The following is a 25,462-nucleotide window of genomic DNA, read 5'->3' on the forward strand; positions in this document are numbered from 1 at the left end:
AAGTGGATTAAGGTCAGCTCGGAGGTTGGATATGGGTGCCGAATCTGAGAAGCGCCAAGCAACCGAGGATGCTGCCGTCAAAGGAAAGAGGGATCGGAGCCCCAATTATCCGCCCATTGGCTTTCCGACGGCGCTGGAGCTAACTCGGAAAATTTATGACAAAGAGGGACGATCTGACGTCCCACCAGATATCGCCGTCAAGCACCTTGGTTACACGTCGATGAACGGACGGGCCAAGCGGGTACTTTCAGCGTTGAAGGCTTACGGCCTTTTTTCGGAGCAATCGGGGCAGCTCAAGATTTCCGAACACGGTCGCGCAGCCATGGTGTTCCCAGAGGGGAGTCCAGAAAGACAGGCGGCGCTCCGCGAACTTGTTATGCGTCCGCCCATTTTTCAGACCTTGCTAGTAAGGTTTGGCGAGCATCTTCCTTCAGACGATAGTTTTAAGGCCAGGCTCATCACTGAGTTCGACTTTATGGACGATGCGGCTGAAGTATGCCTCCGCGCATTCAAAGAGTCGCTTCAGTTCAGTAGGTCCCTTGAACCAAGCCCTATCTCCCCTGCTCCCTCTACAAACGCCCCTTCCCCACCCATCGACCTGCTCCGCGTAGCCGCTACTCCTGAACCTGAGGTAAATATAGAGGATGCGCCTCAAAAGCAGAAAGCAAGCTGGCGAACGGTTTTCCCTGTAGGGAAAAACGTCACGGTGGAGATCACCGCGACAGCTCCACTCAAGGCCAAGCAGTACGACCTGCTCATCAAGCACGTCAACCTACTCAAGGAAGCAGCCGCAGCAGATGAAGCGGATGCTGAAGAGGTTACTGAGTAGTCGGAAAAATTCGGCCGGTCCGAGCCGCTAACTCGGTACCGGCCGATACGCCCGAGCCAACATGGTCGAACGCTGTGTGCATGTACGACTATAGTTGGGTGCTCCTCGGGATTCAACCCCAAGCTCGGAGGCGTGAGCACCGCCCCGAGCGGAGCAACTAACCATCGTGCCTACACGGCTACGTTGCACCTCGTGCAATCGCCCATTCTCGTGCATCAAGCAGTTCCGGCATTGGCGTAGTGGTCGTCTCATCCGGGCGAGTGACTACGGCCGCACGTGCTTTCCAATTCCGAATTGCCGCTGTCGGAGGTAATCAAAAACCGGAGTGAGTGGTGGCTCCTTCATTTCCAGAAGGAGCCGCCTCTTCTTCATTTAGGCGAAGAACAAACCAGCGCCAAATGAACCTCGGCGCTCGGCGTCAACAGAACGTCCCACTCCTACGCTCTCATTTGAGAGCGCCTCCCAATTGGGCGCTTACATTAATAGAGGTGTACCAACTCAGACTGTCTGCCGGGCCTGCGATGAGCGCTGCGTGGCAGAAGGTTTTTGGCCTGAGAGCGTAACGACTTTCAGTTCTTCGGAGGATTCTAGCTGTGTCGCGCTCTCGCAAGCAGTGGTGGCTCACAGTGGCGGAGCAGCGCGAGTGGCTCACCTTCGGTTTGGCTCACGCTGAAATGCCCTTTGAAGTCGTCGTGGCGGCACTTCAGGATCTCGAGCGGCAATTTGCACGGGAGGCACGAACTCCCGCCGAACGCCTGCACCTGAAGCGGCTAACGGCGCTGACGGCTGTCCACGAGGCTTTCAGCCACATGCGCCCCTGGCAGGACTTCGGCCTATGGCTGCGCAGAATCAGGAGGCTTGGCTTTCCGACGCACTGGGACCGCTTCCACGTCTCGACGCTCTACGTGCAAGCCTTGCCCTCCTTTCGAGGGCAAGCGGAAGCCGCCTTCTCCATGCTGGCAGACACGGAGCGCCGGGTGCGGCGATTGCCCCAGCATCGGCCCTCGCGCCAACAAATGCTGGACGGCATTGCTCACGCGCGGCGCGAGGCCGCCCGATACGGTATAGAGCCCCTCCAGGAGAGGTACCACGCAGGGAAGCACATGCACCGAAATGTCAAACCGGTTCTTTGACCTGAAGATCGACGCATACGTGCCGGGACGTTGGTATCTGGCGGAGCCTGCGCACCTCAACGGACAGGAAGTGGACGACATCTGGGCGTTCATCCAAGGCAAGCCCGTCGAGCTTCGCGAGCGGCTGCACATTCCCCTCTTCAAGCCTGGCAAACCGTTGGACATCGAGTTTGCTGGAGCGGGGCAAACTCCCATCGTCAGCGCGCGAGCTGCTGCCGTGCTCCGTGACATGGCTGCCAGCGATGTTCAGCTCTTCCCGGTCGAGGTCGAAGGACAATCCGAACCGTACTTCCTGCTGAATGTGGCACGGGAGATCCGGTGCATCGACGATGCAGCCTGTGAGGAGGCCCGGCGCTGGACACCCGAAGATGGCCGGCCAGACCGGGTAGGGCAGTACCATGTCGTTTCAGGTCTGCGCATCGACCCGTCGAAAACAGGCGATGCCCGCGTGTTCCGCCTATGGGGTTACCACCCACCGATCATCGTCCACGAAACCATCAAGCAAGCCCTGGAGCGGACCGGTATCGAGGGCGGGCGGTTCGATGAGGTCTGATCATGTCCTGGCATACGGTGAGGCGCACGCGCAAAGATTGGTGGCAGAGGGTTGCCAACCGCCGCGATGACCTGATGGTCAAGCTCTACAAGGCGAACGCGCCCTACACGGAGTTAAAGCGCGCTGTGTTGGACCAGGAGAAGGAACTGCTACGCGAAGCGGAGACTCCCCGCGAGCGCCTGCACATCCAGCAGCTCACCGCGAAGTTGCTCATCACCGAAGCGTACGGAGAGGACGCCGGGTGGGATGAGTTCGGCCCCCTTTTGCGCCGATGTGAGCGGCTCGGATACGCGGACATCACCCATCGGGTGCATGTGGCCTGTCTCTACGTTCAATCCTTGCACCGCTTCTCCACCAAAGCCCGGCAAGCGTTCGACATGTTGGCCGACGTGGAGCGAAGGCTCAAACGCATCCCGAAAAGTCACTCCTTGCGCAAGGAAGGGATGCAGAGCATCGCTCACGCCCGGGCGGTAGCGGCAGCAGCCGGCTTCACTCCTGCCACGTAGTCGCCGCCCGACTCAGTGAGCCTTGGTGCTTGCCTCTTCCCGCGGCACGCCGAGCTTCTCGCCAAACCGCTGAAGGGTCTCCAGCCGGATCCGAAGCTGGGCCGCCACCGGGCTCCCGGGCTCCAGCTTCGCCAGCTTCTCCGCCAGGCCATTCGCCACGTCGGCCAGTTGCTTGCGCACCTCAGCGAGGTACTTCTGCTCCGCTTCCAGCGCGCTCGGGGGGGCCGTCCGCGGAGGGCCACCCTTCGTCCCCACGCTCGGAGCAGGGGAAACGGCGGAGGGATGGGCACTTGCAGACGAACCAACTTGCATGGGCGGCCTCGAAGGTCTGGAAGGATGAATTGTTAACAACTTCCTCGTCACTCAGCGCAGGGGGATTAGAAGCCAAGCCGCGCGGACACGTCCCTCGCAAAGCACCGCAGTGTCCGCCGCTTGATGATTTCCCCCGTCCCTCCCGGGGGACACTTCTGCCCATTTCGGGTCTTCGGTAAGGCCGGATCCTTTCCCTGGGCAAGGAGCTGGCATGTCGGGTCCGCTGAGCACGCAGGAGCTGGAGAAGATCGACGCGTACTGGCGCGCCGCCAACTACCTCTCCGTCGGGCAGATCTACCTCAAGAACAACCCGCTCCTGGAGCGCCCCCTCACCCTCGAGGACATCAAGCCCCGCCTGCTGGGCCACTTCGGCACCACGCCCGGGCTCAACTTCATCTACGTCCACCTCAACCGCATCATCCGCCTGCACCAGGCCAACATGATGTATCTGATTGGCCCCGGCCATGGCGCCCCCGGCATCATCGCCAACACCTTCCTCGAAGGCTCCTACACGGAGACCTATCCCAACATCGAGCGCAACGCCGATGGCCTGAAGCGCCTGTTCCGCCAGTTCTCCTGGCCCTATGGCGTCCCCAGCCATGACGCCCCCGAAGTCCCCGGCTCCATCAGCGAGGGCGGCGAGCTCGGCTACTCCCTGCTCCACGCCTACGGCGCCGCCTTCGACAACCCGGACCTCATCGTCGCCTGTGTCGTCGGCGATGGAGAGGCCGAGACGGGCCCGCTGGCCGCGAGCTGGCATTCCAACAAGTTCCTCAACCCCGCCACCGATGGCGCGGTGCTGCCCATCCTGCACCTCAACGGCTACAAGATCGCCAACCCCACGCTGCTCGCGCGCATCGACCCCGACGAGCTGGAGGCCCTCTTCCGGGGCTACGGCTACAACCCCTATTTCCTCGAAGGGGATGATCCGAAGACGATGCACCAGCAGATGGCCGCCGTGCTCGACACGCTCTATGCCGAGATCCGCGCCATCCAGCACAATGCCCGCGAGCAGAAGGACGCGTCACGCCCGCGCTGGCCCATGCTCATCCTCAAGACGCCCAAGGGGTGGACCTGCCCCCGCACCGTCGATGGCAAGCCCGTGGAGGGCACCTGGCGCGCCCACCAGGTTCCCCTCTCGGAGGTCCACTCCAACCCGGAGCACCTGCGGCTCCTCGAAGAGTGGCTGCGCAGCTACCGGCCCCAGGAGCTCTTCGACGGGAACGGCACCTTCCGCGAGGAGCTGGCGGACATCGCCCCCAAGGGCCGCCTGCGCATGGGCGCCAACATCCACGCCAATGGCGGCAAGCTCCTCGTGCCCCTCGTCCTGCCCAACTTCCGCGACTACGCGGTGCCCTTCGAGACGCCGGGCTCCGTCCAGGTGAGCGCCACCCAGGTGCTCGGCGGCTACCTGCGCGACGTCATGCGCAAGAACCTCGGGACGAAGAACTTCCGCATGTTCGCCCCGGACGAGAACGCCTCCAACCGCCTCCAGGCCGTCTACGAGGCCAGCGGCAAGCGGTGGAACGCCCGCTACGAGGACGTGGACGAGTCCCTCTCCACCGAGGGCCGGGTGATGGAGGTGCTCAGCGAGCACCTCTGCCAGGGCTGGCTCGAGGGCTACCTGCTCACCGGACGCCACGGCTTCTTCTCCTGCTACGAGGCGTTCATCCACCTCATCGACTCGATGTTCAACCAGCATGCCAAGTGGATCAAATCCGCCAAGGAGCTGCCGTGGCGCGCGGACATCGCCTCGCTGAACTACCTGCTCAGCTCCCACGTCTGGCGCCAGGACCACAACGGCTTCTCCCACCAGGACCCGGGCTTCATCGACCATGTGGCCAACAAGAAGGCCGACACGGTGCGCATCTACCTGCCCCCGGATGCCAACACGCTCCTGTCCGTCACCGACCACTGCCTGCGCACGAAGAACTACGTGAACCTCATCATCGCCGGCAAGCAGGCCGCCCCCGTGTGGCTCGACCGCGAGAGCGCCGTGCGCCACTGCGCGGCCGGCATCGGCACCTGGGACTGGGCGAGCCACGGCAAGGGTGAGCCCGACGTCGTCATGGCCTGCGCCGGGGATGTGCCCACCCTGGAGACCCTGGCCGCGGTGACCGTGCTGCGCGAGTGGGCGCCCGAGCTGAAGGTGCGCGTCGTCAACGTCGTGGACCTGTTCACGCTGGAGCCCGTGGGAGAGCATCCCCATGGGCTCAACCACGAGGACTTCAACCGCCTGTTCACCGTGGATAAGCCCGTCATCTTCGCGTTCCACGGCTACCCGACCATCGTGCACAAGCTCACCTACAAGCGGGCCAACCACGGGAACATCCACGTCCACGGCTACAAGGAGGAGGGCACCACCACCACGCCCTTCGACATGACCGTGCTCAACGGCATGGACCGCTACACGCTCGCGCTCGATGCCATCCGACAGGCGCCCGCCGTGCGCCACCGGCTTGATGCGGCCGAGCAGCGCTACTCGGAGGTCAGCCAGCGCCACAAGCTCTACGTCTCCGAGCACGGCGAGGACATGCCCGAAGTCAAAGGCTGGAAGTGGACCGCGCGATGAGCGGCGCCCTGCTCGTCATCAACAGCGGCTCGTCCTCGCTGAAGTTCGGCCTCTATGCCGCGCGCGGCGAGGCCTTGCACTTCAAGGGCTCCGCTGTGCACATCGGAAGTGCGCACGGCAAGCTGACGATCCGGGATGGCGCGGGCCAGCAGGTGTTCACGGAGGAGGTCTCCCATCCGTCGCAGGAGGTGGCCTTCCGCGAGGCCGTCTCCCGCCTGGAGCGGTTCCATCCGGAGGCGCCCGTGGCCATCGGCCACCGCCTCGTCCATGGCGGCCCTCACCTGCGCCAGCACCAGGCGCTCACCCCCGAGGTGCTCCAGGCGCTGGAGGACGCCACCCACTTCGCGCCCCTCCACATTCCGCCCGCCCTGGAGCTGATCCACGCGGTGCGGAAGCGCTACCCCGGCGTGCCGCAGTTCGCGTGCTTCGACACGGCGTTTCACGCCACGCTGCCGGAGGAGGCCTCGGCCTATGCCCTGCCCCGCGCGTACCGCGAGCAGGGCGTGCAGCGCTATGGCTTCCATGGGCTGTCCTACGAGTCCATCGTGGAGCAGCTCCGGCCGGAGGTGCCCGCGCGCACCGTCGTGGCGCACCTGGGCAGTGGGGCCAGCTTCGCCGCGCTCGAACACGGCACCTCCGTGGACACCTCCATGGGCCTCACGCCCACCGGCGGCATCCCCATGGCCACCCGCACGGGCGATCTGGATCCGGGCGTGCTGCTCTGGCTCCTGCGCTCCGCCCGGCTGGACGTGGACGCGCTGGAGTCCCTGGTGAACCATGACGCGGGGCTCAAGGGCCTCTCGGGCGGTTCTCCGGACATGCAGGCGCTGACGGAAGCCGCCGCCTCGGGGGACACCGCCGCGGCCCTGGCGATCTCCGTCTTCACCCGGAGCGTCGCCAAGACGGTGGGCGCCTATGCGGCCGTTCTCGGCGGCCTGGACCTGCTCGTGTTCACGGGGGGCGTGGGCGAGAACAGCCACGAGGTCCGGCAACAGGTCTGCGCGAGGCTGGGCCACCTGGGCATCGCGCTGGATGACGCGCGCCCTCCGCCCGCGGGCTCGCGCTGCGCGGTGCGCGTCCTCCCCAGCGACGAGGAAGGCCGCATTGCCCACCACGTGCGCCGGTTGCTCCACCTCTGACGACTTACACGTTTTGATGGTATTCCTTGGAGATACCTCTCTCTGGTCAGCGACCCCTGTTCAGGAGCCTCTCCATGCGCCGCCTTCTGTCTTCGCTCGTCCTCTCCTCGCTCCTTGGCTGCGGGGGTGAGCTCACCTCCGGGGAGTTGGGCACCTCGGACGCCGCCCTCGCGGCCCCCGTGCTCGCCAGCCCTCCGCAGGCCACGGTGGACTTGGCCATCGCCGCGCCCCTGGGCTGGTTCGGCGTCAACGCCTCCGGGGAGCGCTACTGCTCCAACTGCAACGGCCAGTCCATCCTCCTCGCCATCGCGTCCTTCAAGGGGAACACGGGCGCGGACGCGCGGCTGCTCCAGCAGATCCGCTACGTCATCGGCAACAACCGCGACCCGTTCGGCAACGGCGGCTACATGGCCCAGCACGAGCGGATGATGACGGGCATGTTCGCCATCGCCAAGGGCACCCCGCGCGTCTGGAACCAGCTCACCGCCGCCGAGAAGACGAAGGTGGACCTCATCATGAAGGCCACGCTGGTGGGCTCGGCCTACACCACCTCCGACACCAGCTACCTGAACGGCGCCGTGCCCACCGGCATCGACGGCGACACCAACCTCAACCGCGGCTGGAACCCCAACTACCAGGAGGGCATGGTGGGCGCGATGCTCGTCTCCACGCTCTACCTGGGAGGCCGCACCGCCACCGACACGTTCCTCAATGGCTATCAGCACGCCGCGTTCGTCTCCCAGCTCAACGCCGCGGGCCTCACCCACCTGGCCGCCGTGTTCAACACGAACGTGAGCCACCCGGCCTCCGGCGCCCCCAGCGCCACGAAGATTCAGAACGCCATCAAGAACTACCGCTACAAGGGGCTCGCGCTCGACCAGCTCTTCGACATCTACGTGCTCTTGGCCAACAACACCTTCAGCACCCCCGTCGACTGTGGCCTCAACAATGGCGCCGGCGTGCTCCTGAGCACGGGCGAGCGCTCCGGCTACCTCACCGCCGGCTGCGCGGAGCTGCCCAACAAGGGCAAGGTGGGCCAGCTCAAGGAGTTCCGCTCCAACGACGCCAACGGCGAGCGCAGCGCCACCTTCTATGCCTATGACGGCTTCAAGCCGGACCTCATCAACCACGCGGTGCTCATGGCCTACGGCGCCATGCCCGCGGGCGCCACCACCACCGCCGTGGTGAATCGCATCGCGGTGGGCGCCACGGACCTGTTCTTCAAGGTGGGCAAGGGCTACCGCAACTACGCCAAGGGCAAGGACTACGGGCTCTACCAGCTCCCGGCCAGCGGCATCGGCAACGGCTTCGAGTTCAACCGTCCGCTCTGGGAGAAGGTCATCGCCCCGGCCCACGGGCTCTGAGGCCCGCGGGCCCGCGGCCGCCTCACGCCAGGCGGCCGTACACCGTGCCCCGCAGGTCCATGCCCAGCCCGTGCGGGCCCGCGATGTCCACGTGCGCGCCCAGCTCGTGCTTCTGCGCGGACCACGTCTTGCCGCCGTCCTCGCTCACGTGCACCGTGGGCTCCACGCCCTTGCTGGGGTCCGTGTTGCGCGTCAGCACCCGCACGCGCGCGCCCTCCACGGTCAGCCGCAGCGGCTCCCGGCCCACGGGCAGCGCCGACAGCCAGCGCACCTCCCCGCCCCGCCGCTCGCCCAGCCGCGCCTGGAGGCCCTCGGCCGCCACCACGTACGCGCCGTCCACGTCCACCAGCCGCGCCCCACCCGCGGACTCCCGGCTCCACGTGGCGCCGCCATCCCGCGTGAGCATCAGGCCCTTGCCCAGCACCGCCGGGCCCTGCTCCGTGCGCCGCAGCCGCTCCGCGTGGGGGTTGCGCTCGCCCTCCAGCTCCACCTCTTCCCAGGTGGCGCCGCCATCCAGCGTCCGGCCCAGGAAGTACGCCCCCAGCACCCAGAGTTCCTGCGCGCTCACCGCCAGCACTTGCACGGCGCTCGGCGCGGGCACCGGGCCGCGCACGCCCCACTGGCGGCCGCCGTCCGTGGACACGAGCAGGTGGTAGTCCGAGCCGGAGCCCGAGGCCTTCAGCGTGGCCCCCAGCGCCGCGCACAGCGGCCCGTGGCCCTCCAGCGCCTGAATCCAGCCGGGGCCCTCGTAGACGCGCTCCAGCCCCTGGGCCGTGGCCCGGTACACGTGCGCGCGGCGGGCCCTCATGCGGTCCTGCAGCGCGCCGGCCGTGGGCTCCGCCACCGCGCTCACCAGCCCGAAGCCGTCCCGGCTGGCGGCCACGGCCCCTGCCCGCAGCCCCTCCGCCAGCGCTCCCCGCTTCTCCCAGAGTGTCTCCGCCACGCTCTATCCTCTCGCCTGGAGCCGTTCGCCGGTTCGAGGATGCCAGCCCCCCCCGTCTCAGGGAAGCCGCAAGCTCGGCAGCGGCAGGAGCGGCGGCAGCGGCAACTTCGGCAGCTTGAAGTTCTTGCGGAAGTCGTCCAGCGCCTGGCCGATCTGCTTGAAGGACTCCTCGCCGATGCGGGCCACGTCCTCCGGCTTCAGCCGGCCCAGCCCGTCCGCGATCTGCTTCACGCCGTCCTTGTTCAGCAAGTCGCGGAACTCAGGGGTGGAGGCGATCTTCACCAGGTCCTGCGCGGGCAGCTCGAACAGGCCCGACTTCACGTACGCGTCCGCGTGCGTGTCCTGGGCGAACTGGCGGAAGGCCTCCGGGTCGCGCTCGAGCTGCGCGAACGCCGCCGGATCCTCCATCCGCTTCGTCTCCGTGGCGTCCTGGAGCGCCTTGAGCGTCCGGTCGCGCCACTTCAGCCCCTCGGGGGACAAGTCCTTCGGCCCCAGGCTGGCGAACTTCTCGGCGTACTTGTTACCGGAGTTCAGGTAGTAGTCCGGCGGCTTCTGGCCCGGGTTGCGCCGCACGAAGTCGTCGTGGCGCTGCCGGGAGTAGTCCAGCTGCCCGGTGCGGACCTCGGCGGGGACGTCCTTCGCCCCGCGCGCCTGGGCCGTGCCGCCCGCGCTGCCCCGCGCCAGCTTCGGCGCGGACTCGAAACCATCGTTGGTGCCTACAGGTGAGGACTGCCGGGAGGCTGCTCCGCGCGCTTGGGGTTGAGACGCTTCCTTGGAACCCGTGGACTTGGGGGTCTCCAGTTCGCCCTGCTTGGGTCGGACGGGACCGCCGTTGCCGTTGACGCGCATGGGAAAAACTCCTCACTCTATGTTCGGCCCACCTCGTGAAGGCATGGGCGGTTGATCCTCGACTCCCATTGTCTCACCGGCCGGGGGGAAGTTGCCTGGGATCACCCCGAAAAGTGCGCGCTGGGGTGAACTGGACCCGCCGTGCGCGTGTCCTACACTGTAGGCAAGGCCCGGAAACACCCGGAAAGGTGGCTTGCGAAACCGTCCGGGGGGGGTGAACCTCGCGGGGGCAAGCTGCCGAAGGGGGCGGATGTGCGACGGGTGCTGGTGCTCGAGGACGACAACGATCTCAGGTCCCTTCTGTGCGACATGCTGCTGCTCTCTGGCGCGGAGTCCTGCGTGAGCGCGCGCTCCTTCGAGGAGCTGGGCCGGCAGCGCGAGCAGGTGGCCGGGTGCGTGCTGGCGCTGCTGGACGTGAACCTGGGCGCAGGGAGGCCCAGCGGGCTGGACGCCTACCACTGGCTGCGGGAGAACGGCTTCACGGGGCGCACCGTCTTCCTCACGGGCCATGCCCGCTCCCACCCCGGGCTGGATGAGGCGCGGCGGCTGGCGGACGCGCGCGTCATGACCAAGCCCGTCGGCGCGAAGGACGTGATGGCGCTGGTGAGGGAGCTGGATGTCCCCAGCCGGCCCTAGGCCCCTGGCGTTCTGGGCCACGCGCGAGCACCCGGTCCGGGCCTGGTGGTCGGCCGTCTGGGCCACCGGCCTGACAGTGCTCGCCGAGACGGCCTACGCCTTCATCGACGCGCGGACCTTCCCGGGGGCCTGGCTGCTGCCCGAGCTCCGGGGGCTGCACGTGCTCGTGGCCCTGGGGCTCCTGGGGCTGCTCTTCGCCCACCGGCGGCACCCCCAGCGCGGGCTGGGCGTGGGCGTCTTCGTGGCGGTGGTGCTGCCCTACCTGGGCCTCTTCGCCGTGGCCGAGGTGGCCATGGACGCGGCCATGACCGCCTCCGGGCAGGTGTGGCTGCCGCTCACGGGCCACCGCCTGCTCATGGTGGGCATCGGGCTGGTGGCCCCCACGGGGCTGGCGCTGGGCAGCGTGCTCATTGGCCTCTTCGCCCTGGAGGGCGTGCTGCTCTGGTACGGCCTGGGGCTGCACACGCGCCTGGGCATGCCCTGGGAGCCGTGGATTACCCTCGTCTGGGGCGCCGTGGCCTTCGGGCTGCTCGCCTTCCGCGTGCGCACCCAGCGCATCGAGGAGCGGCTGAACCAGGCGCGCACCGAGGCGGAGTCCCTGCAGCAACTGGCGCGGCTGCTGCTCGTGCTGCGCGACGCGGCCAACACCCCGCTCCAGTCCCTGGAGCTGGGCCTCTCCCTGCTCCAGCAGCGCGTGCCCCAGGAGGCCGCCCTGCTCGGCACCCTGGAGCGGGCCCTGGTGAAGCTGCGCACCCTCACCCAGCGCATGGGCGTGGCGGACCCCCTGCTGGACTGGGAGACGCAGGGCGAGTCCTTCGATGTGGACACCGTCCTGCGCGGCCTGGAGGAGTCCCTGGCGCGCGAGCTGGAGCGGCGGCGCCAGTAAACGGCCGCGTCTTGGATTAGAACGGTGCCGCCCATGCACCCCACGCTCATCACCGCGCTGGCCTTCGAGCCACTGGACCTGCCCCTCACCGAGCCCTTCGCCATCGCCACCGGCGCCCAGCACGTGGCCCACAACGTGCTCGTGCGCCTCACCCTCGCCGATGGCACCACCGGCCTGGGCGAGGCCGCCCCCTTCCCCGCCGTGAGCGGCGAGACGCAGGCGGGCACCCTCGCCGCGCTCCAGTCCGTGCGCGAGCACCTGCTCGGGAAGGACGTGCGCGCCTGGCGCCCCCTGTCCGCGCAGCTCGCCGAGGCGCTCCCGAAGGCGCCCGCGGCCCTCTGCGCCCTGGAGACGGCGCTGCTCGATGCCCTGGCCCGCCACCACCGCGTGCCCCTATGGGTGTTCTTCGGCGGGGCCGGCACCGCGCTGGACATCGACATGACGGTGACGGCCGGGGACCGCGCCCACGCCATCGCCTCCGCCCGGGCCATCCTCGCCCGCGGCATCACCACCCTGAAGGTGAAGGTCGGCGCGGGCGACCCCGGGCAGGACGTGGAGCGGCTCGTTGCCATCCGCGAGGTGGCCCCCCAGGCGCGCCTCTTCGCCGACGCCAACGGCGGCTACACCGTGGCCCAGGCGCGCGCTTTCCTCGCGGGGCTGGAGCGGGCCCAGGTGCCCCTGTCCCTCTTCGAGCAGCCCGTGGCGCCCGAGGACTTCGAGGGTCTGGCGAGCCTCGCCCACGGCTCGCGCATCCCCATCTGCGCCGACGAGTCTGCCCGCTCCGCGGCGGATGTGCTGCGCCTGGTGCGCGAGCGCGCCGCGCACGGCATCAACCTCAAGACGATGAAGTGCGGCGTGGTGGAGTCCCTGACGATGTGGAACCTGGCCCGCGCCGCAGGCCTGGAGCTGATGATTGGCGGCATGGTGGAGAGCGTGCTCTCCATGAGCCTGTCCGCCCACTTCGCGGCCGGCCTGGGCGGCTTTCACTACGCGGACCTGGACACCCCCCTGTTCATCGCCCAGCACCCCTTCCGGGGCGGCTACCAGCAGGAGGCCTCCCGCGTGAGCATCGCCTCGGCCACCGCGGGCCATGGGGTGGAGCTGGCCTGAGCGGGGCTCCCCGGCAGCCCCCCGCCGTTCCGTGGTAGTGTGCCGCCCGCATGGGGGCGCACACAGGGGGATTCGAGATCATCCGTGCCACCCAACCGTGGCAGGTGCAGCAGGCCCGGACCCTCGTGCTCGAGTACGCCGCCGCGCTCGGCATCCACCTGGACTTCCAGGACTTCACCCAGGAGATGCGCGGGTTCCCCGCGGACTACGCCCCGCCCGGGGGCTGCCTGTTCCTCGCCACCGGGGACCATGGCCCCGTGGGGTGCGCCGCCCTGCGCCCCCTGGCGCCGGGCCTCTGCGAGATGAAGCGGCTGTACGTGCGCGTCCGGCACCGCGGCCAGGGGCTGGGCCAGCGCCTGGCGCGCGCCATCCTCGAGGAGGCCCGGACCCTGCGCTATGCCGCCATGCGGCTGGACACGCTGCCCACCATGCACGCGGCCATCGGCCTCTGCCAGGGCCTCGGCTTCCAGCCCCTCGTGCCCGCCCTCGCGGGCCCCACGCGCCTCTTCGAGCTGAAGCTCTGAGGCCCTGAAACGGCAAGGGCGCGCGGCCTCCCGGAGGAAGCCGCGCGCCCGGACCTGCTCAGGGAGGGCCCCCGGAGGAGCCCTCCCCGTTTTGACTTAGCGCTTCTGGCCCACGGGGTTGTTGGGGCAGCCGGGGTTCGGCAGGGGCGCGTGGTGGCCCTCGGCGTTACCCGTCAGCGACTTGGCGTAGATGCCGCCATCCCAGCTTCCGTTCGAGAAGAAGATGCGCGCGTCGGGCGCCAGCACCGTGCCGTGGATGCCGTAGGCGCTGGCGGTGATGCTCGTGGCGTCCACGTAGTTGAACAGCACGTTGTTGCCCGCGTACTCGCGGCCGCCCTTGAGGGTGACCGACGGGCCGCGCACGTTGACGACCGCCACGGACGTGGTGGACACGCCGCGGATGATGAGCTGGGTGGCGCGCGACAGGTCCGCCGCGCTCACCTCGAACACCTCCAGGCCCGACTCGACGTTGGTGCCCTGCAGGGTGAGGACGTTCCAGGGCGGAGCCTGGGTCTCACCCGTGGCGGGCAGGCCGGCCAGCTGGTTGGACAGCGCGCGCAGCTGGGCGCCGCGGGCCGCGAAGTCCACCGGGGTGGCCTTCGAGGCGCTGCCGCCCTGCAGGTAGTCCACGTGGCTGGCGCTGTAGGTGCCGCCGTACAGCGCGGTGCCCCACACGCTGCCGTTGCTCAGCGTCAGGTTGCCACCGGCGATGATCTTCGGGGAGGCGTCGGACTCCGGCAGCTTCCAGCCCACCGAGAAGTTCGTCATGGAGATGTTGCCACCCGCGGCCACCCGGCCCTCCAGGTCCGTTCCCTCGGTGTAGTCGCCCGTGAGGAACAGGTTGTAGTCGTTGAGCGGCAGCTCCACGCACTCCGGGGGCTCCGGCGGCGCGCACACCAGGTTCACCGTCGCCGAGGCGCTGTTGTTGTTCTCGTTGGACTCCGCCTCACGGCCCTGGCCGTTGCCCAGGTCGTCGGCCACCACGAACACGCTGACCGCGGTGCCCGTCTGCGAGGCGATCTCCAGGGTGACCGTCGCCTCGGCGCCCGCGGCGAGCGGACCCTGGACGGTGGTGACACCCAGCAGCGCGCCGCCCGTGGCCGGGTTGCTCCGGTAGAAGGCCACCGGCAGACCCGCGGCCACGGAGGCCGGACCCGCGTTGCGCACCGTGGCGGTGAGCCGCAGGATGGCGTTCCCATCCGAACCCGTGGCGCAGGCCGCCGCCACGTTCGCCGCCGTCAGGTCCGGCGACGGAGGAGGCTCCGGGGGAGCGCAGTACAGGCTCACCGAGGCGGTGGCCGTGTTGTTCGTCTCGTCGGACTCCGCCTCGCGGCCCTGGCCGTTGCCGTAGTCGTCCGCGGACACGGTCACCGAGACCGCGCCCTGGGACTGGGAGGCAATCTGCAGGGTGACCGTCGCCTCGGCGCCCGCTGCCAGCTCACCCGCGACCGTGGTGACGCCCAGCACCGTGCCACCGCGGTAGAAGGTGACCGGCAGGCCCGCCGCCACCGCCTTGTTGCCCTGGTTGCGCACCGTCGCGGTGAGCGTCACCACGTTGTTGCCCTCGGAGCCGGCCGCGCAGGCCGCCGTCAGGTTCGCGGCCGTCAGGTCCGGCGCCGGAGGAGGAGGCGTGTAGCACGACAGGCTCACCGGAGCCGAGGCCGTGTTGTTCGTCTCGTTGGACTCCGTCTCGCGGCCCTGGCCGTTGCCGAAGTCATCCACCACCGCGTACACGGTGACGTCGCCCGCGGACTGGGGAGCAATCTCCACGGAGACGAGGGTGTCCTCGCCCGCGCCCAGGGGACCCGGGATGGTGGTGACGCCCAGCAGCACGCCGCCGGCGCCCGGAGCGCCCCGGTAGAAGGCCACCGGCACGCCCGCGGCGACCGCCTTGTTGCCCGCGTTGCGCACCACGGTGGACAGGCTCACCACGGTGCTGCTGCCCTCGCCACCGCCCACGCACACCGCCGTCACGCCCGTGGCCGTCAGGTCCGGCGCCGCGGGAGGCTCGGGAGGCGCGCAGTACAGGCTCACGCTGGCCGAGGTGGCGTTGTTGTTCTCGTTGGACTCCGCCTCACGGCCCTGGCCGTTGCCGAAGTCATCGGCCACCGCGTACACGGTGACGTTGCCCGCCGCCTGGGGAGCGATCTGCACGGAGGCCACCGCCTGGGCGCCCGCCGCCAGCGGCTCCGGCAGCGTCGTCACGGCCAGCAGCGTGCCGCCCGCGGCCGGGTTGCCACGGTAGAAGGCCACCGGCAGGCCCGCGGACGTGGCCGCGTTGCCCGCGTTGCTCACCACCGCCGAGATCGTCACGATGCTGGAGTTCTCGGAGTTGGTCTCGCACACGGCCGCCACGTTCGTGGCCGTCACGTCCGGCGCCTTGGGCGGCTCGGGAGGCGCGCAGTACAGGCTCACCGCCCCCGAAGCCGTGTTGTTCGTCTCGTTGGACTCCGCCTCGCGGCCCTGGCCGTTGCCGAAGTCATCCACCACCGCGTACACGGTGACGTTGCCGGCCGACTGGGGAGCAATTTCGATGGAGACCAGGGTGTCCTCGCCCGCACCCACAGGGCCCGGGATGAGGGTGACGCCCAGCAGCGCGCCGCCCGACAGAGGATTGCCCAGGTAGAACGCCACCGGCGTGCCCGCGGCGGCAGGCGCGTTGCCCGCGTTGCGGACCACGGTGGAGACGCTCACGGTGGTGCTGCCACCCTCGCCACCGCCCACGCACACCGCCGTCACACCCTGAGCCACCAGGTCCGGCGCCGCCGGGGGCGTGCAGCCCAGGGCGACCGCCGCCGACAGGCCGTTGTTGTTCTCGCGGCACTCCAGCTCGCGGCCCTGGCCGCCGCCGTTGTCATCCGCCACCGCCCACACCACGACATCGGCGGACGTCATGCGCGGCGGAATCGTCACGGACACGGACGCGTCGTGGCTGGGGGCCAGCACGCCGTTGATGGTGGTGACGCCCAGCAGCTCCCCGCCCGTGGCCGGGTTGCCCTGGTAGAAGGCCACCGGCAGGCCCGCGGAGATGGCCGCATCGCCCTGGTTGCGCACCGTGGCGGTGAGGCGCACGAGCTTGCCGTTGCTCTCGGAATCCGCCTCACACGCGGACGTCACCGCCGTGGTGATGAGGTCCGGCGCCGCGTAGGCGCTCTTGGTGCCCGTGCCCTGGCTGTTGGAGCGGAAGGTGTTCAGGCCGCTCACCTGCCAGTTGGCCTTCGGGGCCTTCGGAATCGTCCCGTCGTCGTTGACGCCGGTGACCGAGTAGGCGTGCTGGTTCCAGATGCGGCGGGTGTTCACCCAGCCATCCTTCTTGTCGCGGAAGACGCGCAGGCCGATGGCGTTGGCGTTGTAGGTGTTGCCCACCACGAGGATCTCCGCGCTGTCATCCCCGTCCACGTCGGCGATGATCGGGTTCTCGTACGCGGTGCCCGAGCTGTTGGGCACATCGAAGCGCACCGTACCCGTGGCCCCGTCGTAGATGCGCAGCCGGAGCTCGTCCGCGTAGACGACCTCCGCCTTGCCGTCACCCTCGAAGTCGAAGGTGGAGGAGCCCGTGCGGTTGGAGCTCGCGTCCGTGACCGGCTTGGACCAGAGCACCGTGCCGTTCGTGTCGAACACGGTGTAGAACGACTTGCCCGCGACGCCGACCTCGGCCTTGCCGTCGTTGTCGAAGTCCGCGATGTTCGGCGCGCCGCCCTGGCCGCCACCAGGCAACGGCTTGGACCACAGCAGGGCGCAGTTGTCGTCCATCAGCACCACGTTGCCGGCCGTCACCACCACCACTTCGCCGTACGGATCCGAGTCGAAGTTGGCCACACCCGGCAGGCCGTAATAGACGCTGCGGTTGATGCACTTCACCGCGCCGTCATGCCGGTAGATGACGCGGTCGGCGACCAGCTCCAGCTTGCCGTCCAGGTCGATGTCCGCCGCGATGGAGAGCGCGCCCGAGCCAGGAATGCCGCTGGCGCCTTCCGAGCCCTTCCACTTGAGCGCGCCCGTGTTGGTGTACACGGTGGCCCCGTCGATGATCTCCACCTTGCCGTCGCCGTCCAGATCCGCCAGCGACGGGCCGCCCCAGTCGTTGCTCGACTCGCGCGCGGTGCGGAACTTGAACGTGCCGTCGTTCTCGAAGCAGATGATGCCGGCGGCGTTCTCGGGCACGGTGCACAGCTCCACCTTGCCGTCGCCGTCGATGTCACCCGCCGCGATGTTGGACGCGCCGCGGATCCGGTACAGCGGATCCGTCACCGTCCACAGCTCGCTGCCGTCCGCGCCGCTGACCGCCCGGATGACGCCGTTCGAGGTGTAGTTGCTGTTCTCGAACGAGTTGAACACCACGTCCGGAACGCCGTCGCCGTTCACCTCGACGACCACCGGCGTCATCATCACCTGCTTGTGATTGGGCAGGATGGAGCTGCCGCTCCACTGCCACTCCAGCTCCGGCTCGAAGTTGGGGGTGAACGGCGGCTGGACTTCACAGACGCCTCCTTCCCCCACCGCAGCGCCCGTCTGGCGTGCCTGGCTTTCGTCCTCTTTCATCAAGCTGCACGACGCCAGCGTGGCGAACGTGAGCATGCTCACGCCACGCCGCGCCTTGCTGCCCCATCGACTGATCCGGCCTCTTTGCTTGTTGCTGCGCATCGCTTCATCCCCCTGGCGGGTAGGAGTCACGGAAGGTCCGCTTTTTTGTTATTGGCGGATTTTTACCATATTACTAAATTGCCCGACAAGTGCTATCTCTTCAAGCGTCTCTGTCGAAATGATCTGAAACCGACAGTGCTCCGGTCTGGCCCGAGACAGAGCGCATTGCCCACATGCCCCCCTCGCCTCCCACCCCTCAGGCGCCGCTGTCGCTGATCCTCGATACCAACGTCGTGCTCGATCTGCTGCTCTTCAATGATCCTCTTGCGCGGGGCCTGAGTGAAGCCCTCTCAGTGGACAAACTGATCGCCTGGGCGGACCGGGACACGCTGACGGAGCTGGAGCGCGTGCTCACCTTTCGTGACTTCCCCCGCGAGGGTGTGAACCGTCACGCCCTGCTCGAGCGCTACCGGGGGCTGGTGCGCCTGGCGCCCGAGGCCACGGCGCCGGTGGCGGGGGTGCCGCGCTGCCGGGACCGGAGTGACCAGAAGTTCCTGGAGCTGGCGGCCCGCACGGGGGCGCACTGGCTGGTGAGCAAGGACCGCCAAGTGCTGTCGCTCGCCGATCGGCGGGGCCTGCCGTTCGAAATTCTCAGCCTCCGGCAGGCCTCCGCGCGGCTCGCGGGCTTCAGCGGCTGAGGAGCACGCCGGCCTGGCTGTTGCCGCCGGTGAAGGCGTCCATCAAGCCATCGCCGTTGAAGTCCCCCACCGCCAGGGACTGGCCGCCCGCCACGGTGGCCCAGGCCACGGGGCCGCCGAAGCCCCCCGCGCCATTGCCCCGCCACACCACCACGCCCTCGGCGCTGCTCGCGAGGGCCGTCGCCGCGACATCCAGCCGCCCATCCCCATCCAGATCGGCGATGGCGACGCCCTCCATCGTGCCGAGGCTGGCGGTGGACAGCGCGACGGTGGGCGTGAAGTTGCCGTTGCCCTGGCCCTTCAGGACGCGCACCTGGTGGTTGGTGGTGTTGCCCGGAATGCCGCACGCCACCGCCAGGTCCAGCTTCCCGTCCTGGTCCAGGTCTCCGGCCGCCAGGCTCACGCAGGCGGAGCCCAGGTTCACCACCTTCGCGGGCCCCGTGAAGTTGCCCGTCCCGTTGCCCAGCAGCACGCCCAGGCCGTTGGAGGCGCTGGCGTTGGCGAAGGCGGCATCCAGCCGGCCATCCCCATTGAAGTCCGCGGTGATGAGGGAGCGCGGCGAGCCGCCCGAGGACGGCGCGGGGACGAGGGCACCGAAGGTGCCGCTGCCATCGTTGAGGTGCACTCCCACCGACGAGCCGCTGCCCACCACGATGTCCAGGTCCCCATCCTGCTCCAAGTCCACGAGCGCCAGGGACCGCGCCGAGCTGGAGGCGCGCGTGGAGGTGCTCTCCACACCTCCGGTCCCATTGCCCTGGTGGATGTAGATGAGGCTGGAGCCGCTGCTGGCCACCAGCATGTCGGGCTTCCCATCCCGGTTCACGTCGCCCACCACCACCGACTGGGAGCTGCTGCCCACCGGGTGCGCGTGCAGCTCCGGGAAGTTCCCGGTGCCATCGTTCAACAGCAGGCTCATGAACAAGGTGGTGGTGTTGACGGTGAGCAGGTCCGGCTTCCCGTCCCGGTTCACGTCCGCCACCAGGGCGCCGCGCGCATCCGCCGTGGTGGAGGAGGTCAGGACGGAGAAGCCCCGGGTGCCCATGGCCGGGGAGCCCGTGCCCCGCAGCACGCTGACGCGATGGGGAGAGCTGTTGGCCGTGCTCAGGGTGGCCACCAGGTCCTGCCGCCCGTCCCCATCCAGATCCACGCCCGTGAGGCTGCTCAGGCCCGTGCCCACGGCGAGCGTGGGCCCCAAGAGCATCGGGCCGTAGGGGCTGCCTGCCGCCACGGGCTTGCCCAGCAGCAAGGCGATGCTGGGGCCCAGGTTGCTGCCCACCGCCACATCGGGCCAGCCATCCGCGTTGAAGTCGCCCACCGCCACGCCGCGGGGCTGCCGGAACTCCTGTTGGGCCCCCACGTTGGCCGACGTGTTGAGGGCCGTCGCGAAGGTGCCGTTGCCCTGCCCCAGCAGCACGCTGACCGAGTCATCGCCGTAGTTGGCCACGGCCAGGTCCATCTTGTTGTCCCGGTTGAAGTCGGCGGCGGCCAGGGCGCGAGCCCCGGGCCTCGCCGCGAACACGCCGAGCGCGGTGAACACCCGGCCGCCGTCGTTGCGCAGCGAGGTGACGTTGCCGGACGTGTTGTTGGCGGTGGCGATGTCGGGCCGCCCATCCCCATTGAAGTCCGCCACCACGAGCGCATAGGGGGCCGGCGCGGTGTTGAGGGTCTTGCTCTCCCCGAAGGTGCCGTCGCCGTTGCCGAAGAACACCCTCACGTTGTTCGCCCCCGTGTTGACGGCGGCGATGTCCAGGTGCCCATCCAGGTCGAAGTCCGCGGTGGCCACCGCCCGCGTCGAGGAGCCCGAGGACAGGGTGGAGATGTCATACCCGCCCGAGCCGTTGGCGAGCAGCAGGCTCACGCTGCCCGAGCCCAGGTTCGCGGTCACCAGGTCCACGCGGCCATCCGCGTTGAAGTCCCCGCTCGCCACGCCCTGGGGATTCACCGCGCCCGTGCCGAGCGGCACCGTGGTGAAGGCGGTGAACATTCCATTGCCGAGCCCGCGCGCGATGTCGACCGCCGAGGCCCCCTCGGAGGTGACCACCAGGTCCGGCCGGCCGTCCCCGTCGAGGTCCGGCGTCGTGGACGCCGACGGCTTGGTGGACACCGTGAGCTGGAGGGCCGCGTCGAGGGAGCCCTCGCAGCGGTCCGCCCGCGTGTTGAGCACCACGGACAGGCCCGCGCCGCCCAGCGCGGCCACCACGTCGGGCCGGCCGCTGAGGTCCGCGTCCACCACCACCACCGCCGAGTTCGGCCCGCCCGCGGGGACGCTCAGGGGCGAGGAGGAAAGGGAGCCATCGTTCTGGCCCTTCAGGACGAGCACGTTGCCGCCCACGCCCGCCACCAGCACGTCCGGCTGCCCGTTGCCATCCAGGTCCTCCACGGCCACGCCCGAGGGCGTGCCCCCGGTGTTCACCGCCGGCAGCACGGAGAAGGTGCCATCGGGGTTGCCCTGCGCCACGCTCACCAGGCCCTGCGTGCCCCGGGCCGCCACCACGTCCAGCCGGCCATCCCGGTTCAGCTCCGCCACCGCGAGCGCCACCGTGCCCGGCCCCACGCCCAGCGGCGAGGCCGCCCCGAAGGTGCCCGCGCCCGTGCCCAGCATCACCTGCACGTCCCCGGCGGGGTCTCCGAACAGCAGATCCAACCGGTCATCCTGGTTGAAGTCCCCGGCGGCCAGGGCCGCGGGCGTGCCGCCCACGCTCCTCACCGCGGGGGCCGCGAAGCCCGTGGCCGTGGCGAGAGAGATTTCCAGCGTGCCCGCGTCCGTGACGCCCGCCCAGTCCAGCCGGCCATCCCGGTTGAAGTCGCCCACCGTGAGCCCCCGCGTCACGCCCGAGAGCGTGGCCGCAAGGCCCGGCGTGCCCAGGGCGCTCACGCCCCCCGGCACGAGGAAGACCTTGTGCGTGGGAGAGGCCACCAGCACGTCCGGCCTGCCGTCGCGGTTGAGGTCCGCCACGAGCAGCGCCCCGGCGCCCTCGCCCGTGCCCAGGCTGACGGCGGTGGGGGCGCCGAAGGTGCCCGCGCCCGTGCCCTTGAGCACCTGAAGCTCGCTCGAGGTGGCGCTGCCGGCCACCACGTCCATCCGGCCATCCCCATCCACGTCCAGGCGCCCCAGCACCTGCGCGCCGCTGCCCGCGGGCACCAGGCCCGGCGGCTCGAAGCGCAGCCCATTGCGCAGGTTCACGCCCGCCAGGAGGGTGCTGGAGGGCAGCGCGCCCGAGACCTGCGCGGTGAGGCGCAGCCGGGTCGTCACATCGGCGAGCGCCACGTCCGCGGTGCTGTTCCAGAGGAACGTGTGCGTGAGGCCCGTGGGGGAGGTGGCCAGCCCCTGCAGGCCCGAGCCGGTGAGCGAGCCCGCCTGGGTGACGCGCTTGAAGACCCCCTCGGACTCGTACTCGATGAGGACATCGGCCCGCGCCGACTGCGGCTGGGCGAGGGTGTACTCGACCACCACGCAGCCGGAGGCGGGGTTCACGGGCAGGTGCGGGTTGGAGATCTGCGCGCCCGGCCGCAGGAAGGTGACGAGCACGGTGCCCACCTTGCCCTCGCCGGTGACGTTCACCGGCTTCACCCCGGAGGACGTCGAGCGGAGCTCGGACAGGAGCTGGCCATTGGCATCCGTGGTGCCCGAGGGCACGGTGAAGGTGTTCTGCGCGCCCCCCGCGCTGAACGTCAGGGACAGGCCCGGGATGCGGTTGCCGGCCGCGTCCTCGGCGGTGGCCGTCAGGAAGGTCTGCGCGATGCCATCCGCCTCCAGCTCCAGGGGCGAGGCCGTCAGCGTGAGCAGCGCCAGGCCGCCCGGCACGAAGGTGACGTCCTGGGACGCCAGCGCCAGCGTGCCCACCTGCGCCTGCACCGTCTTCACCTCCGCGCGCGAGGACTTCAGCCGGGCGGTGAACTCGCCCGTCGCGCTGGAGACGCCGCTCTCGGGCGCCAGCGTGTTGCCCAGCCCCGAGACGGTCAGGGCCACGGGCTCGCCCACCACCGCGTTGCCGTAGGCATCGCGCACCTTCACGAGCAGGGTGGCCTCGGTGGTGTTGTCCGCGGGAATGGGCGTGGTGGGCGACACGGTGAGCGAGGAGGTGAGGACCACGGGCGCGCCGGCGGTGACCGAGAAGGGCTCACTCACCGCCGGAACCAGTCCCGCCGAGGTGGCGCGCAGCCGGTAGCCCGTGCCCGCCTTCTGGACGTTCACGTCCCCGAAGGTGGCCAGGCCACTGGCGGGCGCCTGGCTCGTGGTGCCCCCCAGCGTGGCGCCATTGCCCGCCTCCAGGGCGAGCGCCACCGCGCCGGTGGCCGACGTCACCGCGTTGCCGTGGGCATCGAGCACCTGGACGGCGATGTCCAGGAGCGCGCCCGCGGGGACGCTGGACGGCGGCTGGGTGGCGAAGACGAGCTTCTGGGCAGGGCCCGCGATGAACACCACCTGGGGGCGCTGGGGGACGGCGGCGCCATTCAAGGCCGCCTGGACTTCCTTGGTCTCGGCCTTGGTGGAGCGCAGCGTCGTGGTGAACCGCCCGTCCGGGCCCGTGGTGCCCGAGGCAGCCTGCAGGGTGTTGTCCGAGCCCGAGACGGCCACCGTCACCGCCTGGCCGGGCACCGGGTTGTTCAAGCCATCCCGGGCGGTGACCGTCAGGGTGGTGGAGTCCACGTCATCGGCCACCACGGGGCTCTTGCTGACCTCCACCGTCGTCTTGTCGAGCGAGGGCTCCAGGGGACCGATGTCGAAGGGCTCGCTCTGCACCGCGGGCAGGCTCCCCGCGCTGGCGCTCAGCCGGTAGCCCGTGCCGGGCTGCACGATGCTCAGGTTATCGAAGGCGGCCACACTGTCGGCCGTCATCTTCTCGGCCGTGCCCTGGAGGATGGCGCCGTTGGTGGCCACCAGCCCCAGCGTCACCGTGAGCGCCGGAAACACCACGGGGTTGTCGTTCGCGTCGAACACCTGGACGCGCACCGGGGGCGAGAGCACCTGCCCCGCGGGCGTCGCGGGAGGCGGCTGCGTCGCGAAGGCCAGCTTCGCGGCCGGCCCGGGCACGAACATCACCTCGGGGTGAGGCGTCAACACCGTCCCCGCGAGCGTGGCCTCCACCGTCTTCACCTCGGCCTTCGTGGAGCGCAGCTCGGCGGTGACCTTGCCATCCGCGCCGCTGGTGCCGCCCGGGGCCGAGAGGACATTGCCCGTCCCCGTGACGCTCAGCCCCACCGCATGGCCGGCCAGGGGATTGTTGAACGCATCCCTCACGGTGACCGTCACGGTGGTGAAGTCCACGCCATCAGCCACCACGGAGTTCTTGCTCACCACCACCGTCGTCTTGCTCAGGTCGGGCTGCGTGGAGACGACGGCGAAGGGCTCGCTCTGCACTGCGGGCAGGCTCCCCGCGCTGGCGCTCAGCCGGTAGTCCGTGCCGGTCTGCTGGATGCTCAGGTCATCGAAGGAGGCCACGCCCGTGGCCGCCGTCCGCGATGCGGTGCCCTGGAGCGTGGCGCCGTTCGTGGCCACCAGCGCCACCGTCACCTCCAGGCCCGAGGCCTGCACCGCGTTGCCCTGCGCGTCGAACGCCTGCACCTGCACGGCGGGCGAGAACACCTGCCCCGCGGGCACCGTGACGGGCGGCTGCGTCAGGAACGCCAGCCGCGCGGGCGGCCCCGGAATGAACATCACCGCCGGGGGCGAGGGCAGCGCCGTGCCGGCCAGGGTGGCCGTCACGGTCTTCGGCTCGGCCTTGGTGGAGCGCAGCTCCGTGGTGAACGTGCCGTCCACGCCCGTCACGCCCTCGGCGGGAGAGAACACGTTGAGCGTGCCCGAGGCGGAGAACCCAATCCTCTGCCCCGCCACGGGGTTGCCGAATTCATCGCGCGCGGTGAGGGTGATGGAGGTGAAGTCCTCGCCATCGGCCACCACGGTGGTCTTCGACGGCTCGACCACCACGGTGGTCTTCGACGGGTCGGCCACCCCCGCGGTGATGTCGAAGGGCGCGCTGTCCACGGCGGCATACCCCGGCGCGCTGGCGCGCAGCAGGTACCCCGTGCCCGCCCGCTTCACGTCCAGGTCCGCGAACGCCGCCGTGCCCGCGGCCGTCGTCTGCGAGAGGGTGCCGCTCAGCACCGCGCCGCCCGCCGCGGGCTCCAGGCTCAGCGTCACCGCCACCGGCCCGGCCGGCACGTTGCCCGTGCTGTCCTGCACCCGGACCTGCACCGGCGGGGCGAACACCGCCCCCGCGCGCGAGGTGGCCGGCGGCTGGGTGAGGAACGAGAGCCCCGCGGCCCCCGGAACGAACGTCACCTCGGGCCGCTGCGTGAGCGTCACCTGCTCGTTGCCCGTGCCCACGGTGACGGTGAGCACCTTCGTCTCCGCGCGCGTGGAGGCGATGCTGCCCTCGGCCACGCCTGTTTCACCCGAGGCGGGCGGCTGGGCCAGGAGGTTGTCCGTGCCCGTCGCGGTGAAGGCCACCGCCTGCGCGCTCAAGGGCTGGCCCGAACTGTCCCGCACCGTGACGATGACGCGCGCGATGCTCACGCCGTCCGCGACGATGCCCGTGGCGGGCTGCACCTCCACGGTGGAGAGCGCCGCATCCGGCCCCCGTCTCAGCTCCCCCGCATTGACCGGAGGGTGGCCGTCGATACAGGCGGTGGCCAGGGATACCATCAACAGCGCGAGTGACAGACGCGTGGGCACAGGGGCAATCCTTCGAACGACGGCACGGAGAACAGCGTCGCCTCGGCAGATACGAGCCCCGAGATATAAAAGATTCACAAATGAACGTGAAGTTCCGCGCCCTTGCGAAACAGGCAGACTGCCGAGGGGCTGGCCCTCCCGCCTGGGT

At 69.6% G+C, this 25,462-nt stretch carries 17 protein-coding genes; 12 read left to right on the forward strand and 5 right to left on the reverse strand.

Features of this window, described 5'->3' with window-relative positions; all coding sequences use genetic code 11:
- The first annotated feature begins 31 nt into the window (after positions 1–31).
- The 4 genes from KY661_RS31370 (at position 32) to KY661_RS31385 (ending at position 3,021) form a co-directional block, all read left to right on the forward strand.
- Positions 32–829 (forward strand): thioredoxin domain-containing protein, encoded by a 798-nt coding sequence (locus tag KY661_RS31370; protein WP_225413708.1) that lies wholly within the window; start codon positions 32–34, stop codon positions 827–829.
- A 593-nt stretch (positions 830–1,422) separates the two neighbouring features.
- Complete coding sequence (locus tag KY661_RS31375) at positions 1,423–1,962, forward strand: hypothetical protein (RefSeq protein ID WP_225413709.1); 540 nt, start codon at positions 1,423–1,425, stop codon at positions 1,960–1,962.
- Entirely contained in the window at positions 1,943–2,515 is a 573-nt protein-coding gene (locus tag KY661_RS31380) for an imm11 family protein (protein ID WP_225413710.1), read from the forward strand. Before KY661_RS31375 ends, KY661_RS31380 begins: the two co-directional genes overlap by 20 nt.
- A gap of 2 nt (positions 2,516–2,517) precedes the next feature.
- Positions 2,518–3,021, forward strand: coding sequence for a hypothetical protein (locus KY661_RS31385; RefSeq protein ID WP_225413711.1), 504 nt, complete (start codon positions 2,518–2,520; stop codon positions 3,019–3,021).
- Positions 3,022–3,033: 12 nt separating this feature from the next.
- Here the strand turns inward: KY661_RS31385 and KY661_RS31390 are convergent, their stop codons facing one another.
- Complete coding sequence (locus KY661_RS31390; protein ID WP_225413712.1) at positions 3,034–3,201, reverse strand: hypothetical protein; 168 nt, start codon at positions 3,199–3,201, stop codon at positions 3,034–3,036.
- A gap of 343 nt (positions 3,202–3,544) precedes the next feature.
- On the opposite strand from KY661_RS31390, the gene KY661_RS31395 reads away from it, so the two are divergent.
- From KY661_RS31395 to KY661_RS31405, 3 genes are all read left to right on the forward strand, one after another.
- Positions 3,545–5,905 carry a phosphoketolase family protein gene (locus KY661_RS31395; protein ID WP_225413713.1) on the forward strand — a complete coding sequence of 787 codons (2,361 nt, stop codon included), beginning with the start codon at positions 3,545–3,547 and terminating at the stop codon, positions 5,903–5,905.
- Positions 5,902–7,044 (forward strand): acetate/propionate family kinase, encoded by a 1,143-nt coding sequence (locus KY661_RS31400; RefSeq protein WP_225413714.1) that lies wholly within the window; start codon positions 5,902–5,904, stop codon positions 7,042–7,044. The genes KY661_RS31395 and KY661_RS31400 overlap by 4 nt, the downstream gene beginning before the upstream one ends.
- A gap of 74 nt (positions 7,045–7,118) precedes the next feature.
- On the forward strand, positions 7,119–8,408 hold the full coding sequence (locus KY661_RS31405; RefSeq protein WP_225413715.1) for a lyase: 1,290 nt from the start codon (positions 7,119–7,121) through the stop codon (positions 8,406–8,408).
- A 22-nt stretch (positions 8,409–8,430) separates the two neighbouring features.
- Here KY661_RS31405 and KY661_RS31410 read toward each other — a convergent pair whose 3' ends face one another.
- A complete protein-coding gene (locus KY661_RS31410; RefSeq protein ID WP_225413716.1) occupies positions 8,431–9,351 on the reverse strand; it encodes a WD40/YVTN/BNR-like repeat-containing protein in 921 nt (306 codons plus the stop codon).
- 57 nt (positions 9,352–9,408) lie between these two features.
- Entirely contained in the window at positions 9,409–10,200 is a 792-nt protein-coding gene (locus tag KY661_RS31415) for a hypothetical protein (RefSeq protein ID WP_225413717.1), read from the reverse strand.
- Positions 10,201–10,452: 252 nt separating this feature from the next.
- Here KY661_RS31415 and KY661_RS31420 point away from each other — a divergent pair, with 252 nt between their 5' ends.
- Genes KY661_RS31420 through KY661_RS31435 form a run of 4 tightly spaced genes read left to right on the forward strand, consistent with a single transcriptional unit; the run spans position 10,453 to position 13,356 of the window.
- Complete coding sequence (locus tag KY661_RS31420; RefSeq protein ID WP_225413718.1) at positions 10,453–10,836, forward strand: response regulator; 384 nt, start codon at positions 10,453–10,455, stop codon at positions 10,834–10,836.
- The gene (locus KY661_RS31425) at positions 10,817–11,722 is read left to right on the forward strand and encodes an ATP-binding protein (protein WP_225413719.1); all 906 of its coding nucleotides are present in this window, start codon (positions 10,817–10,819) and stop codon (positions 11,720–11,722) included. Before KY661_RS31420 ends, KY661_RS31425 begins: the two co-directional genes overlap by 20 nt.
- A gap of 33 nt (positions 11,723–11,755) precedes the next feature.
- Positions 11,756–12,832, forward strand: coding sequence for a dipeptide epimerase (locus tag KY661_RS31430; protein ID WP_225413756.1), 1,077 nt, complete (start codon positions 11,756–11,758; stop codon positions 12,830–12,832).
- A 50-nt stretch (positions 12,833–12,882) separates the two neighbouring features.
- Positions 12,883–13,356: a GNAT family N-acetyltransferase gene (locus tag KY661_RS31435; RefSeq protein WP_225413720.1), complete on the forward strand. Its 474-nt coding sequence runs from the start codon at positions 12,883–12,885 to the stop codon at positions 13,354–13,356.
- Between the two features lie 96 nt (positions 13,357–13,452).
- Here the strand turns inward: KY661_RS31435 and KY661_RS31440 are convergent, their stop codons facing one another.
- Complete coding sequence (locus KY661_RS31440) at positions 13,453–18,000, reverse strand: choice-of-anchor A family protein (protein WP_450097585.1); 4,548 nt, start codon at positions 17,998–18,000, stop codon at positions 13,453–13,455.
- A gap of 173 nt (positions 18,001–18,173) precedes the next feature.
- Here KY661_RS31440 and KY661_RS31445 point away from each other — a divergent pair, with 173 nt between their 5' ends.
- Positions 18,174–18,638, forward strand: coding sequence for a putative toxin-antitoxin system toxin component, PIN family (locus KY661_RS31445; RefSeq protein WP_075010642.1), 465 nt, complete (start codon positions 18,174–18,176; stop codon positions 18,636–18,638).
- Here the strand turns inward: KY661_RS31445 and KY661_RS31450 are convergent.
- The gene (locus KY661_RS31450) at positions 18,628–25,314 is read right to left on the reverse strand and encodes an FG-GAP-like repeat-containing protein (RefSeq protein WP_225413721.1); all 6,687 of its coding nucleotides are present in this window, start codon (positions 25,312–25,314) and stop codon (positions 18,628–18,630) included. The genes KY661_RS31445 and KY661_RS31450 overlap by 11 nt on opposite strands.
- Positions 25,315–25,462 lie beyond the last annotated feature (148 nt).

The organism is Allostigmatella hybrida, from assembly GCF_020103775.1.
GTDB classification, from domain to species: Bacteria; Myxococcota; Myxococcia; order Myxococcales; family Myxococcaceae; genus Hyalangium; species Hyalangium aurantiaca.